Origin of the sequence: Pseudomonas sp. MWU13-2862, assembly GCF_023242495.1 — a bacterium.
GTDB lineage: Bacteria > Pseudomonadota > Gammaproteobacteria > Pseudomonadales > Pseudomonadaceae > Aquipseudomonas > Aquipseudomonas gingeri_D.
In genome coordinates, this window is sequence record NZ_JALMEZ010000014.1 from 60,069 (window position 1) to 76,283 (window position 16,215).

The 16,215-nt window shown below is 62.2% G+C and carries 14 protein-coding genes; 4 read left to right on the top strand and 10 right to left on the bottom strand.

Annotation, left to right across the window (positions count from 1 at the left end; all coding sequences use genetic code 11):
• Positions 1-3: 3 nt before the first annotated feature.
• From recJ to M5C56_RS23795, 4 genes are all read left to right on the top strand, one after another.
• Positions 4-1,713 carry a single-stranded-DNA-specific exonuclease RecJ gene (gene recJ, locus M5C56_RS23780; RefSeq protein WP_103494918.1) on the top strand — a complete coding sequence of 570 codons (1,710 nt, stop codon included), beginning with the start codon at positions 4-6 and terminating at the stop codon, positions 1,711-1,713.
• A gap of 345 nt (positions 1,714-2,058) precedes the next feature.
• Complete coding sequence (locus M5C56_RS23785) at positions 2,059-3,165, top strand: NADH:flavin oxidoreductase/NADH oxidase (RefSeq protein WP_103494919.1); 1,107 nt, start codon at positions 2,059-2,061, stop codon at positions 3,163-3,165.
• A 195-nt stretch (positions 3,166-3,360) separates the two neighbouring features.
• On the top strand, positions 3,361-3,873 hold the full coding sequence (locus M5C56_RS23790; protein WP_103494920.1) for an ATP-binding protein: 513 nt from the start codon (positions 3,361-3,363) through the stop codon (positions 3,871-3,873).
• 187 nt (positions 3,874-4,060) lie between these two features.
• Positions 4,061-4,252 carry a hypothetical protein gene (locus M5C56_RS23795; RefSeq protein ID WP_103494921.1) on the top strand — a complete coding sequence of 64 codons (192 nt, stop codon included), beginning with the start codon at positions 4,061-4,063 and terminating at the stop codon, positions 4,250-4,252.
• Between the two features lie 134 nt (positions 4,253-4,386).
• Here the strand turns inward: M5C56_RS23795 and M5C56_RS23800 are convergent, their stop codons facing one another.
• The 10 genes from M5C56_RS23800 to M5C56_RS23845 form a co-directional block, all read right to left on the bottom strand.
• Complete coding sequence (locus M5C56_RS23800) at positions 4,387-5,688, bottom strand: HipA domain-containing protein (RefSeq protein ID WP_103494922.1); 1,302 nt, start codon at positions 5,686-5,688, stop codon at positions 4,387-4,389.
• Positions 5,678-6,004, bottom strand: coding sequence for a helix-turn-helix transcriptional regulator (locus M5C56_RS23805; RefSeq protein ID WP_103494923.1), 327 nt, complete (start codon positions 6,002-6,004; stop codon positions 5,678-5,680). The genes M5C56_RS23800 and M5C56_RS23805 overlap by 11 nt, the downstream gene beginning before the upstream one ends.
• 202 nt (positions 6,005-6,206) lie before the next feature.
• Positions 6,207-7,688: an amino acid permease gene (locus tag M5C56_RS23810; protein WP_103494924.1), complete on the bottom strand. Its 1,482-nt coding sequence runs from the start codon at positions 7,686-7,688 to the stop codon at positions 6,207-6,209.
• Positions 7,689-7,789: 101 nt separating this feature from the next.
• Positions 7,790-9,214 (bottom strand): gamma-aminobutyraldehyde dehydrogenase, encoded by a 1,425-nt coding sequence (locus M5C56_RS23815; RefSeq protein WP_103494925.1) that lies wholly within the window; start codon positions 9,212-9,214, stop codon positions 7,790-7,792.
• 151 nt (positions 9,215-9,365) lie between these two features.
• The gene (locus M5C56_RS23820) at positions 9,366-10,190 is read right to left on the bottom strand and encodes an ABC transporter permease (RefSeq protein ID WP_103494926.1); all 825 of its coding nucleotides are present in this window, start codon (positions 10,188-10,190) and stop codon (positions 9,366-9,368) included.
• A complete protein-coding gene (locus M5C56_RS23825; RefSeq protein WP_103494927.1) occupies positions 10,180-11,127 on the bottom strand; it encodes an ABC transporter permease in 948 nt (315 codons plus the stop codon). The genes M5C56_RS23820 and M5C56_RS23825 overlap by 11 nt, the downstream gene beginning before the upstream one ends.
• A 1-nt stretch (position 11,128) precedes the next feature.
• Positions 11,129-12,154 (bottom strand): ABC transporter ATP-binding protein, encoded by a 1,026-nt coding sequence (locus M5C56_RS23830; protein ID WP_103494928.1) that lies wholly within the window; start codon positions 12,152-12,154, stop codon positions 11,129-11,131.
• 295 nt (positions 12,155-12,449) lie between these two features.
• Positions 12,450-13,601 (bottom strand): putative ABC transporter substrate-binding protein YdcS, encoded by a 1,152-nt coding sequence (gene ydcS / locus M5C56_RS23835; protein ID WP_103495179.1) that lies wholly within the window; start codon positions 13,599-13,601, stop codon positions 12,450-12,452.
• An 87-nt stretch (positions 13,602-13,688) separates the two neighbouring features.
• Positions 13,689-15,179, bottom strand: a complete 1,491-nt coding sequence (locus M5C56_RS23840; RefSeq protein WP_103495180.1) for a gamma-aminobutyraldehyde dehydrogenase — start codon at positions 15,177-15,179, stop codon at positions 13,689-13,691.
• A 106-nt stretch (positions 15,180-15,285) separates the two neighbouring features.
• Positions 15,286-16,200: a LysR family transcriptional regulator gene (locus M5C56_RS23845; protein ID WP_100942371.1), complete on the bottom strand. Its 915-nt coding sequence runs from the start codon at positions 16,198-16,200 to the stop codon at positions 15,286-15,288.
• Between the last annotated feature and the right edge of the window lie 15 nt (positions 16,201-16,215).

A 16,215-nucleotide genomic window follows, 5' to 3' on the forward strand; every position in this document is an offset into this window, starting at 1 on the left:
CCCATGCGTATTGAACCCCGCCCGCTGCCCGCCACACTGCCGTTTCTTGGTGATCTGCCGCCGTTGTTGACCCGCCTGTACGCCGCGCGCGGCGTGGTGTCCGAGGACGAGTTGGACAAGAGCCTGGCGCGGCTGATTCCCTTCCAGCAACTCAAGGGCATCGACGCGGCGGTGGACCTGCTGGTGACTGCACTGGAGCAGCGTCAGCGGATCCTTATCGTCGGCGACTTCGATGCCGACGGCGCCACCGCCAGCACGGTCGGGGTTCTGGGGCTGCGCCTGCTGGGGGCGGCCCATGTCGATTACCTGGTGCCGAACCGCTTTGAATACGGCTATGGCCTGACTCCGGAAATTGTCGCCGTGGCCTTGCAGCGCGAGCCGCAATTGCTGATCACCGTGGACAACGGCATTTCCAGCATCGAGGGCGTACAGGCGGCGAAGGCGGCGGGGCTTCAGGTGCTGGTCACCGACCACCACTTGCCCGGCAGCGAATTGCCGGCGGCCGATGCCATCGTCAACCCCAACCAGCCGGGCTGCGAGTTTCCGAGCAAGGCCCTGGCCGGCGTCGGGGTGATTTTCTACGTGCTGATGGCCTTGCGTGCGCGTTTGCGCAGCCTGGGTTGGTACGCCAGCGCGCCGCAGCCAAATATCGGCGAACTGCTCGACCTGGTGGCGCTGGGCAGCGTCGCCGACGTGGTACCGTTGGATGCCAACAACCGCATCCTGGTGCACCAGGGCCTCGAGCGGATTCGCGCCGGGCGTGCGCGGCCGGGGCTCAAGGCGATCCTGGAGGTGGCCAAGCGCGACCATTCTCGTCTGACCTCCACCGACCTGGGGTTTATCCTCGGCCCGCGTCTGAATGCGGCGGGGCGCCTGGACGACATGAGCCTGGGCATCGAATGCCTGCTCTGCGAGGACCCGGCCCTGGCCCTGGAAATGGCCAGCCAGCTCGATGAGATGAACAAGGACCGCAAGTCCATCGAACAGGGCATGCAGCGCGAAGCGCTGGCCCAGCTCAAGGACCTGCCGCTGGAGTCGATGCCGTTCGGCCTGTGCCTGTTCGAGCCGGACTGGCACCAGGGGGTGATCGGTATCCTCGCCTCGCGAATGAAAGAGCGTTATCACCGTCCGACCATCGCCTTTGCCGATGCGGGCGATGGCATGCTCAAGGGCTCCGGCCGTTCGGTGCCGGGATTCCATATTCGCGATGCCTTGAGCGTGGTGGCGGCGCAATACCCGGAGCTGATGGGCAAGTACGGCGGTCACGCCATGGCGGCGGGTCTGAGCCTGCCCCAGGAAAATTTCCCGTTGTTTGCCGAAGCCTTCGACGCCGAAGTGCGCCGTCAGCTGTCGGAAGACGACCTGACCGGACGCCTGCAGACCGATGGTTCGCTGGCCATCGAGGAGTTCAACCTGGAACTGGCCCGGGCGCTGCGCAATGCCGGTCCCTGGGGCCAGCATTTCCCCGAGCCGCTGTTCCATGGTGTGTTCCAACTGGTGGAAAAACGCATCGTCGGCGAGCGGCATCTGAAGGTGGTGCTGAAAAGCGAATGCGGTTCGCTGAAGCTTGATGGTATTGCCTTCGGTATCGATCCGGAGCTGTGGACCAACGCGCGGGTCGACTGGGTGGAGCTGGCCTACAAGCTCGACCTCAACGAGTTCCGTGGCAAGGAAAGCGTGCAGTTGATGATTGCCCATATCGAGCCGCGCTGAGACCTGTTGAGGGGATGCGGTCCGTCTTCCGTGGGAGCCGGCTTGCCGGCGATGAGGCCTTTGGGTCTTGCATCGCCTGCCCGGACGCCATCGCTGGCAAGCCGGCTCCTGCAGGGACCGTGTTGATTGATGTTATGAGGGCAGGTTACAGGCGATTCAGCCGGTTTAAATCCGCTGAACCCTCCCGCCTGTGCCGTTGTCGACTAGTCTGTAAGCACTGTCTGAATGGTCTTGTGACGTCGTCCTGTTTTTTACCCGCTGGGGGGCGGTTCTCCACCACTCTTGTCACTTGCCGACGTTCTAACAGAACCCTGGAGCCAGCCCACTTGATTTGAGAGGTGCCCCATGAGTCTGCTGCTCGAACCCTATACCCTTCGCCAATTGACCCTGCTCAACCGCATCGCGGTCTCGCCTATGTGCCAGTACTCCAGTGTCGACGGCCTCGCCAACGATTGGCATCTCGTCCACCTGGGCAGTCGGGCGGTGGGCGGGGCCGGGCTGATTTTCACCGAAGCCACCGCGGTCACCGCCGATGGCCGGATCACCGCCCAGGACCTGGGCCTGTGGAACGACGAACAGATCGAACCGCTGCAACGCATCACCCGGTTTATCACCGCCCAGGGCGCGGTGGCGGGCATCCAGCTGGCCCATGCCGGGCGCAAGGCCAGCACCCATCGACCCTGGCTGGGCAAGCATGGCAGCGTCAAGCCCGAGGACGGTGGCTGGACCCCGGTCGGCCCTTCGTCGATTGCCTTCGATCCGCAGCACACATCGCCCACCTCCCTGGACGAGAGCCAGATCGCCGAGGTGATCCAGGCGTTTGTCGCGGCGGCCAAGCGGGCACTGATTGCTGGTTTCAAAGTGGTCGAAGTGCATGCGGCCCATGGTTATCTGCTGCACCAGTTTCTATCACCCTTGAGCAATCAGCGCCGTGACCAATACGGTGGCTCCTTCGAAAACCGGATTCGTCTGGTGTTGCAGGTAACCGAAGCGGTGCGGGCGGTCTGGCCTGACGAGTTGCCGCTGTTTGTGCGGGTGTCGGCGACCGATTGGGTGGAAGACGGCTGGAATCCGGACGAAACGGTGGAGTTGGCGCGGCGTCTGAAAGCCTTGGGTGTCGACCTGATCGACGTGTCTTCGGGCGGCACCGCTGCCAATGCGGAAATCCCCACGGGCCCCGGTTATCAGACCCGTTTTGCCGAGCGCGTACGCAAGGAGTCCGATATCGCCACCGGTACCGTCGGATTGATTACCGAACCGGCCCAGGCCGAGCATATCCTGCGCACCGGCCAGGCGGATATGATCCTGTTGGCCCGTGAGTTGTTGCGCGACCCTTACTGGCCGCTGCATGCCGATGATGACCTGGGAGGGCGCAAGGCGATCTGGCCGGCGCAGTATCAGCGTGCGACCCATCGCGATCAGCCGATTCATGAGTCGGATTTGCGTGATTGAGGGTTGGAAGCTTGCCGTAAGGCGTTTGAGCGAATAAGGTCGGTTTCATGAACTCACATCTGAACATCTCGATTATTCCCACCCTCGATCCGAGGGTGGGCTGACGCGTGTTCTGAAAACACCCGAAACCCGCCCACCGAGGCGGGTTTTTTCTGGCCGCTTCTCTGGGTTACTGGACGTCAAAAGGAGATTGAAATGTCGCAACCTGAAACCCCTGGCCCTGGCGATACTGTTCCGACCCTGCACCTGGTCTGTGGAAAGATCGGTTCAGGCAAATCGACGCTGGCGCAACATCTGGCAGCGGCACCCTCGACGGTGTTGATCAGCGAGGACGTCTGGCTCGCGCGGCTGTATCCGGGAGAAATCAGCGAGATCACCGATTATGTGCGCTGCGCCACCCGCTTGCGCGGGGCCTTGGCCGAGCATCTCGTTGCACTATTGAAAGCGGGGATCTCGGTGGTGCTCGATTTTCCGTCCAATACCGTGGCCAGCCGGCTTTGGGCCCGGTCGGTCTTTGAGCGCGCTGGCGTTGCCCATCGGCTGCATTTTCTCGATGTGGGCGATGACGTGTGCAAGGCGCGCCTGAAGGTCCGCAATGAAACGGGCGATCACCCGTTCAAGACCACCGAGGCCGAGTTCGAGGTGATTTCCCGCTATTTCGAAGCGCCGGCAGTGGAGGAAGCATTTGAGGTGGTGCGGTATGAATGAGCCCGCTCGGAGGATATTCACCTGTCATCATCGGGATACCAGTGGGGCTGCCCTGCACAGTTAAGGAGATTTTCCTTCTGGAAATTTCGAAATGATCTTAGGTGAATTCGGATTGTTCCTACCCTTAGGCTAAGTCTGAGGCGGTTTTTCCAGGCGATTCCGGTCCTGTCACAGAGGGAAGGCGTCCATGTCAAAGCAGCGAAGTATCTTCGGTTTCATGCTGTTTCTCTGGACCTTCAGGGCCGCGCCCAGACCCAGGGTGCGCAAGCTCAGCGATGAGGAACTGCAACTGGTGGCGCGTTATCGCGCGTTGTCGGAAGAGGACCGCAATGCGCTGGGCTGCCTGTTGAATGTGATGGAGGGCGTTTCGCGGTTTTGAGCTGAGCGTGCCGTCATTACTCTGAATCGATTTGTTCTAAGTGCGATTTATTTTTCATAAATGATCTATATAGCGATCATAAAGTGATTTTATGATCGTTATATGGGGCATTTTGGCGAGGTGTTGGATCAGCGCTAGAGCGAGCGGCGAATACGTTCTGCTTGATTGGCCACGCGTTCGGCATTCCCGGACAGCCCTTCAAAAGCATAAGGATTCAGCATCTGTCGGCTTTTCAGGACTTGAAGGTCGATCTCACTGATACCCGATTCGGCGCAGACACTCGACCAATAGATGGCTATCGCCTCCAGCTGCTGTTCGATGATCTCCAGTGCCTGGGCTTCTTCGAGTAGAAACTTTTCCCGTGCGGCAAGGCAAACAGAGAGTCGACTCTGGTTATTGTTGCCCAGTATCAGCATGGCCTGTGTGGCCTCGGTTCCCGAACGCATCTGTGGGCAGATATCGTAGGCCGGCGTCAGTTGATAAGCTTTCCCATCAAAAAATGCAGCATGATTACGCCCATGATCGTCGGTATTGCTGCACAGAATGTTGAAGACCAGTCGTGAGAACAGTTCCTTGAGATCGGCTTTCGGATCGGTAAAGTCGGCACGGATGATGTCTGTTAATTGCTCATAGCTACAGTAGCGTGCCAGCATTTCATCCAGCCCGAACAGCGTCAGTGCCGACGCCATTATTTTTCTCGTCCAGCCTTTTTCCGTAGCCGTTCGGTCAAAGCGCTCGATGAGTAACACATCCTTGCCCAGAGCCCGCTCTATCCGCACGGGTGCGACATTCATACCGGTCAGGGACGCCAACTTCATGGCGATAAATTCTGATTTCACGACGTTGATCTGATCGTTTGACGCTGAGAATTTTGCGACGTACTTGTGCCCGTTGCTCTCGATCAGTGCCTTGGGGCGTGCACCTCCGATGGAGGTCCCGTGGTTGAGCGCCTGGTCGAGATCGATGGGTAAAGGCACTCCCTTGTCCACCAGGTCCGCTGCCTGCATCAGCTCATCCAGGGTCGCCGATCTGGAGTTTCTGGGGACGAATTCGGTGGCGGATGTCTGGAAATCCAGAGCTCCAATACGATCCGAGCCTGACTCCATCAGGTAGGTAAGCTCATCCAGGTCCTGGTTATAAGCGGCTGCGCCTTGCTTGCCGTACAGCCGGTTGATGATGACTCGCCGCCCCCATGCGTCTGGTGAACCATCACGGATGCTACTGGGCATGGTCATGGAGTCGATGGGCTCAATGACCTCGGTGCCCAGCGGCAGTTCGCGCAGGTTCAGCGCGATGGCGTTTTTTCGTGCCAGATAGCTTTTGCCGTACACGAACACGAAACGACTTTTATCACGAACCAGGTTTCCCGCGACCACGGGTTCTGTTTCATCGGGCAGCCACAGCCAGACAAAGCATTGATCGGCGTTAGAAGTCATTGCTTACCTTTTTTGTCGGTGTGCGAATCCTTTTCGGTAGCACGGCGATTTTGGCATCCAGGTAGGTGTTCAGATGGGGCAAGGGGGTCGTATCGGAAAACAGTGTGATGCCCAGGAGGGTCGCCAGCTCGAAGACCACACCGATTTCGCATCGTGGATCACCGTGTTCGATACGCTGAACCGTTCCGCGCGACACGCCTGCCTTGTCTGCGAGCGCCTGCACCGTCAGTCCCCGCTCCTTGCGCTTGAGGCGGATGACGTGGCCCATGACCTGCAGGGCATCAAGGCTGGCGGGGGAGTAACTGCGAACGGTCATCGGGGGTGTAAAGCCTGGAGTGAATGGATAGCGTTAACCCTAGAACATGTACTCGGATTTAACAATAAATGATCTTTATATGGATCTTAAGGTGGCTTTAAGATCTATATAAAGATCATTTATTGATTTTTTCTTTACCGGTCCTGGATGGTCGGAGGACCGATCACCCAAGGGGTTTTTGGCTACTTATCAACGCTTGCCGTTACCGACCGATTTTCCAGGCATCGCCCGCCGGCGCAGTGCCACGGTCATAGGGCTTGCCCAGCCACATGTAGAGCAGGCCGAGACCGATGACGATGGCGGTGCTCAGGACCATGGCGTAGTTGATGTACCACGCCGCATCCGGGGTGCGCGGCCAGGCCATGTTGACGATGGCGCCGACGCCGTAGACCAGCGCACCGATATTCACCGGCAGGCCCCAGGCGCCCAGGGTGAACTTGCCGCTGGGTTTCCAGCCGCGCGCCCGGGCGAACAGGGCGGCCAGCACGATCATCTGGAAGGCCAGGTAGATGCCGATGGCGGCGAAGCTGACGATGGTCGCCACCGCGTCCTGCAGGAAGAAACCGAGAGCGATGATCAGCGCCGGCAGGACGCCGGAGACGAACAGTGCCGCCACCGGCACCTGGGTGGTCGGCGAAAGCCGCTTGAGCAGGCTGCTGCCGATGACCATTTCATCCCGGGCGTAGGAGTACAGCAGACGGCTGGCGGCTGCTTGCAGGCTGATGACGCAGGAGATGAAGGAAATCATCACCACGCCCATCACCACTTTCGAACCGACGCTGCCGAAGGCATTGTTGAGGATGGTGGTCACCGGGTCCTTGTCGGTGCCATTGATCACCGCCTGCATGTCCGGTACGGCGAGGATCAGCGCCAGGCAGGCGAACATCGCCGCGATACCGCCGATATAGATGGTCATGCGCATGGCCACCGGGATCTGCTTGCTCGGATTCGGGGTTTCCTCGGCCACATCGCCGCAGGCTTCGAAACCGTAGTAGAGGAACATGCCCGCCAGGGACGCGGTGAGGAACGCCGGCAGGTAGGAGCCGTCGACACGGATATCGAAGGTGTTGAACAGCACGCTGATCGGCTGGTGACGCTCGAACACCAGCAGGTAGACGCCGACGATCACCGCACCGACGAGCTCGCAGAGAAAGCCGAACATGGCGATGCGCGCCAGGACCTTGGTACCGCTGAGGTTGACCAGGGTGGCGAACAGTGTCAGCACCAGGGCGATGACGATATTGGTATTGTTGCTCGGTTCGAAACCGAGCATCGCCGCCAGGTAAGGGCCGGCACCCACGGCTACGGCGGCAATGGTCACACAGAGGGCGATGGAGTAGATCCAGCCGACCATCCACGCCCAGCGTTTACCCACCAGGCGCCGGGCCCACGGGTAGACGCCACCGGAAATCGGGAATTGCGAGACCACTTCACCGAAGATCAGGCACACCAGCAGTTGTCCACAGCCCACCAGTAGATAGGCCCAGAACATCGGCGGGCCGCCGGCGGCCAGGCACAGGCCGAACAGGGTGTAGACGCCGACCACCGGCGAGAGGTAGGTAAAGCCCAGGGCGAAGTTTTCCCACAGGCTCATGCTGCGATTGAAGTTCGAGGTGTAGCCCAGTTTGCGCAGCTGTTCGGCATCGCTGTCGGCGGCTGCGCCGAGATGGGGTTGTGCAGTCATGACGGTATTGCTCCGGAAAATCGGCAGATTTCAGGTGTCCGAAACCGTGGCCGGGCCATGACGGTCCGTCCCGGTTCGGTATTGTTTTGGTGGGTTGGTACTTAGTGCTTGAACATCACATGGCGCACGGTGGTGTAGTCTTCCAGCCCGTACATGGACATGTCCTTGCCATAACCGGACAGTTTCTGCCCGCCATGGGGCATTTCGCTGACCAGCATGAAGTGGGTATTGACCCAGGTGCAGCCGTACTGCAAACGGGCCGCCAGACGGTGGGCGCGACCGACGTCGGCGGTCCATACCGACGATGCCAGGCCGTAATCCGAATCGTTGGCCCAACCCAGTACCTGGGCTTCATCGGAAAACTTCGTCACCGACACCACCGGCCCGAATACCTCTCGGCGGACGATTTCGTCATCCTGCTGGGCATCGGCCAGGACCGTTGGTTCGAAGAAGAAGCCATTGCCGGGCACCGTCTTGCCACCGGTGACCAAGCGGATATGCGACTGGGCCAGTGCGCGCTCGACGAAACCGGCCACGCGGTCACGGTGCTGCGCGGTGATCAGCGGGCCCAGCTCGGTTTCCGGATCGTCCTGCAAGCCGTACTTGATGGTGCTGACCGCCGCGCCGAGTTTCTCGACAAACTTCTCGTAGATCCCCGCCTGGGCGTAGACCCGGCAGGCGGCGGTGCAGTCCTGGCCGGCATTGTAGAAACCGAAGGTGCGGATGCCCTCCACGGCGGCGTCGATATCGGCGTCGTCGAAGATGATCACCGGGGCCTTGCCACCCAGCTCCATATGCATGCGCTTCACGCTGTCGGCGGTGCTGGAAATGATGTGCGAGCCGGTGGCAATGGAACCGGTCAGCGAGACCATGCGCACCTGCGGGTGGGTCACCAGCGGATTGCCCACGGTCGGGCCACGGCCGAAGACCAGGTTGAGCACGCCGGCGGGGAAGATCTGCGCCGCCAGTTCGGCCAGGCGCAGGGCGGTCAACGGGGTCTGTTCCGAGGGTTTGAGCACCACGGTATTGCCGGCGGCCAGGGCCGGGGCGATTTTCCAGGCGACCATCATCAGCGGGTAGTTCCACGGCGCGATGGAGGCGATCACGCCCACCGGGTCGCGGCGGATCATCGAGGTGTGGCCGGGCAGGTATTCGCCCCCCGCCGAGCCGCTCATGCAGCGGCTGGCGCCGGCGAAGAAACGGAACACGTCGGCGATGGCCGGGATCTCGTCGTTAAGGGCGGCGCTCAAGGGTTTGCCGCAGTTGTCCGATTCCAGTTTCGCCAGCTCCGGACCATGGGCCTCGATGGCGTCGGCCAGTTTCAGCAGCAGCAGGGCGCGGTCTTTCGGCGCGGTCTGCGACCAGCTTTCGAAAGCGTCGGCGGCGGCGCGCACGGCGGCGTCGACCTGGGCTTCGCTGGCTTCGTGGATATCCACCAGCACCCGGCCCAGGGACGGGTTGAATACGGATTGGGCCGGCCCTTCACCGTTGACGAGTTGGCCGTTGATCAGCAGTTTGGTTTGCATATGGGTGTCCTCATGACGCAATCAGATATTTCGATAAACACCGAACCTTTGTAGGAGCAGGGCTTGCCCGCGAAGGGGCCCGTAAGATCGCTAAAAGCTTCGCGGGCAAGCCCTGCTCCTACAAGGTTCGGCGTTCACCTTTGGAACTGGGTTATTTGCCGCCACTGCCCGCCACGCTTTCGCCACCGCGGGTCAGGTAGTAGGCGCCGAGAATCGGCAGCATCGTGACCATCATCACCAGCATGGCGACCACGTTGGTCACGGGCACATCCCGTGGCCGGCTGAGCTGGTTGAGCAGCCAGATCGGCAAGGTGCGTTCATGGCCGGCGGTAAAGGTGGTGACGATGATCTCGTCGAATGACAGGGCAAACGCCAGCATGCCGCCGGCCAGCAACGCCGAGCCGAGGTTCGGCAGGACGATGTAGCGGAAGGTCTGCCAACCGTCGGCGCCCAGGTCCATCGAGGCTTCGATCAGGCTGTGGGAGGTACGCCGCAAGCGGGCGATGACGTTGTTGTAGACGATCACCACGCAGAAGGTCGCGTGGCCGACAATGATGGTGAACATCCCCGGCTCGATCCCCAGGGTCTTGAAGGTTGCCAGCAAGGCGATCCCGGTGATGATCCCCGGCAGGGCGATGGGCAGGATCAGCATCAGCGAGATGCCCTGCTTGCCGAAGAAGTCCCGGCGATACAGGGCGGCCGAGGCCAGGGTGCCGAGCAGCATGGCGATCAGCGTGGCAATCGCGGCGATCTGCAACGACAGCTTGATGGCTTCCAGTACATCGGGCCGGGCGAAGGCCACGCTGAACCACTTCAGGGTGAAGCCCTGGGGCGGGAAGCTGAAGGCCGCGTCCTCGGTGTTGAAGGCGTAGAGGAAGATGATCAGGATCGGGAAGTGCAGGAACACCAGTCCACCCCAGGCGGCCAGGCGCAGACCCAGGGAGGCCTTGTCCCCATGTTGTGAATTAGAGCGCATCGAAGGCCCCCAGGCGTTTGACGATGGACAGGTACACGGCGATCAGCACGATCGGCACCAGGGTGAAGGCCGCGGCCATGGGCATATTGCCGATGGCACCCTGCTGGGCGTAGACCATGCTGCCGACGAAGTAGCCGGGCGGGCCGATAAGCTGCGGCACGATAAAGTCGCCCAGGGTCAGGGAGAAGGTGAAGATCGACCCCGCCGCGATGCCCGGAATCGACAGCGGCAGGACCACCTGCATAAAGGTCTGGCGCGGCTTGGCGCCGAGGTCCGCGGACGCTTGCAACAGCGACGGCGGCAGGCGCTCCAGGGAGGCCTGGATCGGCAGGATCATGAACGGCAGCCAGATATAGACGAACACCAGGCAGCGTCCCAGGTGCGAGGTCGACAAGGTGCTACCGCCAATCCCGGGAATCCCCAGGATGAACTGCAACAGCGGCTCCAGCCCGAGGTGCTGGACGAACCACTGGGCGACGCCGCCCTTGGCCAGCAGCAGGGTCCAGGCGTAGGCCTTGACGATATAGCTGGCCCACATCGGCATCATCACCGCGATGTAGAAGAACGCCTTGGTCTTGCCGGTGGTGTAGCGCGCCATGTAGTAGGCGATGGGGAAAGCGATAAGGCCGGCGACGATGGACACCACCACCGCCATGCCCAGGGTGCGCAGGATGATGTCGAAGTTCGACGGCGCGAACAGCGCGGCGAAGTTGGCCAGGGTCAGGTCCGGGGTGACCGCCATGGTGAAGTCGTCGAAGGTGTAGAACCCCTGCCAGAGCAGGGTCAGCAGCGAGCCGAGGTAGATCGCGCCGAACCAGATCAGTGGCGGCACCAGCAGCAGCGCCAGGTAGACGTTGGGGCGGCGGTACAACAGGTTGGCGAAGCGCCGCATCGGTGAGCCGGCCGCGGTCGCTTGGGGGAGGGCGAGGGTGTTCATCTCAGGCCTCGCTCGCCAGCACGGTCATGGCTTCCCGCGCCCAGCGCGCGGTGATGCGCTGGCCGGCCTGGTGCCCGGTATGGATGGCCTGCCATTGGCTGTTGGGCTGGCTGATGTTCAGGGTCTGGCCGTTGTCCAGTTTCAGTTCGTAGCGGGTGGCGCTGCCCTGGTACTGGATATCGTGGAGCAGGCCGCTGATCTCGACCTCATGACCTTGCACCGGACCGTCGGCGAAGCGCACGTGTTCCGGACGGATCGACAGCGGCAGGTCGCTGCCGCAGAGCTGTTTCGCCAGCTCGCCGCGAATCACGTTGGAAGTGCCGACGAACTCGGCGACAAACACCGTGGCCGGTTTCATATAGAGGTTGCGCGGGCTGTCGACCTGTTCGATGCGGCCCTTGTTGAACACGGCGACACGGTCGGACATGGACAGGGCTTCGGTCTGGTCGTGGGTGACGAAGATGAAGGTGATGCCCAGTTGGCGCTGGAGCTTTTTCAGCTCGCCTTGCATCTGTTCGCGCAGCTTGAGGTCGAGGGCGCCGAGGGGCTCGTCGAGTAGCAGCACGCGGGGGCGATTGACCAGGGCGCGGGCCAGGGCCACCCGCTGGCGCTGGCCGCCGGAGAGCTGCACCGGCTTGCGCTCGCCGTAGCCGGCCAGGGCGACCATGCCCAGGGCTTCTTCGGCACGGTTCAGGCGTTCGGTCTTGCCGACGCCTTTGACTTTCAAACCGTAGGCGACGTTGTCGCGCACGTTCATATGGGGGAACAGCGCGTAATCCTGGAACACCGTGTTCACATCGCGCTGATAGGGCGGCAGGCCGGCGGCTTCTTCGCCATGGATGCGGATCGAACCGGCGCTGGGTTGTTCGAAACCGGCGATCAGGCGCAGGCAGGTGGTCTTGCCCGAGCCGGAAGGGCCGAGCATGGAAAAGAACTCGCCGTCCTTGATATCGATGGAAACCCGGTCAACGGCTTTCACTTCGCCGAACTGACGGGAAACGTGGGTGAACTGGACTGCAAGCGTCATGATGCGGTGCTCCGAGAAGGCGTGGGTCGCCGCAGCGGCCCGGCCTGGACTTCTGAAAAAGCTGAAACGGTGGAGAGCGGTCTGACTCACAGCGCGCCGCCTGTTCGGACGCCATCGCCGGCAAGCCGGCTCCTACAGGATTTGTGTCGTACGCAACCTCGGTGTTCGACACCGATCCCTTGTAGGAGCTGGCTTGCCAGCGATGAGGCCCTTGAGCCTTGCATCGCCTATCTGGACGCCATCGCCGGCAAGCCAGCTCCTACAGGTTCTGCGGGTGCTCAAGATCGCTCGGGGATCAACGGCCACCCATGATCGCGATGTAATCCTGGGTCCAGCGGCTGTACGGCACGAACTTGCCGCCCGCTGCCTGCGGAGTGGTCCAGAAGGCGATCTTGTCGAAGTGGTCGAAGCCGTTGGTCTTGCAACCTTCAGCCCCCAGCAACTCGCTTTCCTTGCACGCCGCCGGGACCGCCGGCAACGAGCCGAACCAGGCCGCGACATCACCCTGGACCTTGGGCTGCAACGACCAGTCCATCCACTTGTAGGCGCAGTTCGGGTGCTTGGCATCGGCGTGCAGCATGGTGGTGTCGGCCCAGCCGGTGACGCCTTCCTTCGGAATGGTCGACGCCACCGGCTGCTTGTCCGCCTGCAAGCCGTTGACCATATAACCCCAGGAACTGGAGGCGGCGACGCCCTCGTTCTTGAAGTCGCTCATCTGCACGGTCGCATCATGCCAGTAGCGATGGATCAACGGCTGTTGCGCGCGCAGCAGGTCGAGCACGGCCTTGTACTGGGTTTCGGTCAGTTCATAGGGGTTCTGGATGCCCAGTTCCGGCTTGGCCGATTTCAGGTACAGCGCCGCGTCGGCGATATAGATCGGGCCGTCATAGGCCTGCACGCGGCCCTTGTTCGGCTTGCCGTCCGGCAGGCTCTGCGGATCGAAGATCACGCCCCAACTGGTCGGTGCCTGCTTGAACACGTTGGTGTTGTACATCAGCACGTTCGGGCCCCACTGATAAGGCGTGCCGTAGGTCTGCTTGTTGACCACATACCACGGCGCATCCTTGAGACGCGGGTCGAGGTTCTTCCAGTTCGGGATCAACGCGGTGTTGATCGGTTGCACACGCTTGCCGACGATCAGCCGCAGGGAGGCGTCTCCGGAGGCGGTGACCAGGTCATAACCGCCCTTGGCCATCAGACTGACCATTTCATCGGAGGTGGCCGCGGTTTTCACGCTGACCTTGCAACCGGTTTCCTTCTCGAAGCCCGTCACCCAGTCGTAGGCCTTGTCGCTTTCGCCGCGCTCGATGTAGCCGGGCCAGGCGACGATATCCAGTTGGCCTTCGCCCGCCCCGACGGCTTTCAGCGGCTCGGCGGCCTGGATCGAGACGCTGGCCAGCAGCGCGGTGGTCATTGCACTGAGCAGTGCGGTCTTGTGCACGAACATGGGGATTCCCTCTTCTTTAATTATGGTCGGGGCAGTTGAACGTGATGCAGCGTGCCGTTTGCGGGCTGGTTATTAGAGTAGAGCGTCTTACAAATGCTGGCCGTGGCGCGCCATGATGTGCCGCACCACGCTGTAGTCCTGAAGCGAATCGCTGGACAGATCCTTGCCGTAACCGGAGCGCTTCAGGCCGCCGTGGGGCATTTCGCTGACCAGCATGAAATGGCTGTTGATCCAGGTGCAGCCGTATTGCAGGCGCGAAGCCACCTGCATTGCCTTGTCCAGGTTCTGGGTCCAGACCGACGACGCCAGGCCGTATTCCGAGTCGTTGGCCCAGTCCACCGCCTGGCTCAGTTCGTCGAAGCGGGTCACGGTGACCACCGGGCCGAACACTTCGCGCTGGACGATCTCGTCGCTCTGCTTGCAACCGGCGAGCAGGGTCGGCTGGTAATAGAAGCCGGCCCCGGAATGCACGGCGGCGCCGGTGACCCGTTCGATATGCGGTTGCCCGAGGGCGCGTTCGACGAAGCTGGCGACGCGGTCGCGCTGGCGGGTGCTGATCAGAGGACCGATTTCGTTGTCGGCGTCGCGCTTGCCGGCAAACCGCAGGCTGCTGACCGCCGCGCCGAGTTCGGCGACCAATTTGTCGTGAATCCCGGCCTGGGCGTAGATCCGGCAGGCGGCGGTGCAATCCTGCCCGGCGTTGTAGTAGCCGTAGCTGCGCACGCCCTCGACCACGGCCTGCAGGTCGGCGTCGTTGCAGACGATCACCGGCGCCTTGCCGCCCAGTTCCAGATGGGTGCGCTTCACGCTTTTGGCGGCGGCCTGGAGGATTTTCTGGCCGGTGACGATATCGCCGGTCAGCGACACCATGCGCACTTTCGGGTGGCTGACCAGATGGCTGCCGACCCCTTCGCCACCGCCGCAAACGATATTGATCACCCCCGGCGGCAGCAGCTCGGCGAGGAACGGCGCCAGGGCCAGGATCGACAGCGGCGTGTGTTCGGACGGCTTGAACACCAGGGTGTTGCCGGCGGCCAGGGCCGGGGCGATTTTCCACGCGGCCATCATGATCGGGTAGTTCCACGGCGCGATGGAGGCCACCACGCCAATCGGGTCGCGGCGGACCATGCTGGTGTAGCCCGGCAGGTATTCGCCGGACAACTGGCCGGTCTGGCAACGCACGGCGCCGGCGAAGAAACGGAATACGTCGACGGTGGCGCTCAGGTCGTCCTGGCGGGCCAGGTGCAGGGGCTTGCCGCAGTTCAGCGATTCCAGGCGGGCGAGCAGGTCGGCGTTTTTTTCCACCGCATCGGCGATGGCCAGGAGGATATTGGCCCGTTGCTGCGGAGTGGTCCGCGACCAGCCGGCAAAGGCCCGGTGGGCGGCGAGGATAGCGCTTTCGACCTGTTCGCTGCTGGCTTCGGCGATATGGGTGAGTACCTCGCCCGTGGCCGGGTTGAGGATCGGCTCGACAAAACCCTGGCCGGCAACGAGTTCACCGTCGATCAGCAAAGCGGTGAACAGTGGGGTCGGGTGTGCGCCAGCCATTTTGCGAGTTCTCTTTTCTTGTGTGGCCATGGAGCTTCCCCTATCGCTGGAGTCCGGCCTTTCTCTAGATGGATGGCAAGAGACTAGTGGGCGGACGGGAGGTCGACAAATACTAAATACTGAATGCGGCGTTCGATTAAATAGATGGCTTGCGGCCGCCGTGGGGTTGTTCGCGGGCCACGGTCAGGAACGGGTCCACCAGCGGCGGTCGGGCGGTGCCCCGGCGCCAGGCCAGGCCGACGTCGAGGGTCTGGCTCAGGTCGGCCAGCGGCCGGGCTTCGATGATGTCGCCTTCCAGCGACCAGGGCCGGTAGGTCATGTCCGGTTGGATCGACACTCCCAGCCCGGCTGCTACCAGGCTCCGCACTGCTTCGGTGGACGCGGTACGCAAGGTGATCCGCGGTTGCAGGCCGGCGCCGCGCCACATGCGCTGGGCATTGCGGTCCATTTCATCGACATTGAGCTGGATCAGTGGCTCGCGGGCGACGTCGGCCAGGTTGATGCTGTCGTGTTCCAGCAGCGGATGCTGGGCCGGCAGCCACAGGCGATGGGGAGAGTGGGTCAGGACCTCGGTCTGCAGGGCGTGGCGGTCTTCGAGGTTGGAGAGGATCAGCACCCCGACATCGATCTCGCCGCTGACCAGCAAGTGCTCGATATAGGGCCGCTCGTCTTCCATCACGCGGATTTCCACATTGGGGTAGGCGCGCTGGAAACGGGTCAGCAGGTCGGCGAGGTAGTAGCCGGCCACCAGGCTGGTCACGCCGATGGTCAGTTGCCCGGCCACCTGGTCGGTGCTCTGTTGCAGGCTGCGCTTGGCGTTGTCGACGGTGGCCAGGATCAGGTGCGCCTGGCGCAGGAACTGGTGGCCCTGGTGGGTCAGGGTCATGCCCTTGGCATGGCGGTTGAACAGGCTGACGCCGATCTCCTGTTCCAGTTGCTGGATCGCCAGGGTCAGGGTCGACTGGGAAATGAACACCGCCTGGGCGGCGGCCGAGATCGAGCCGGTCTCGGCCACGGCGATAAAGTGACGGATCTGACGCAGGGTCATCATGGGGTGCGCACCGAT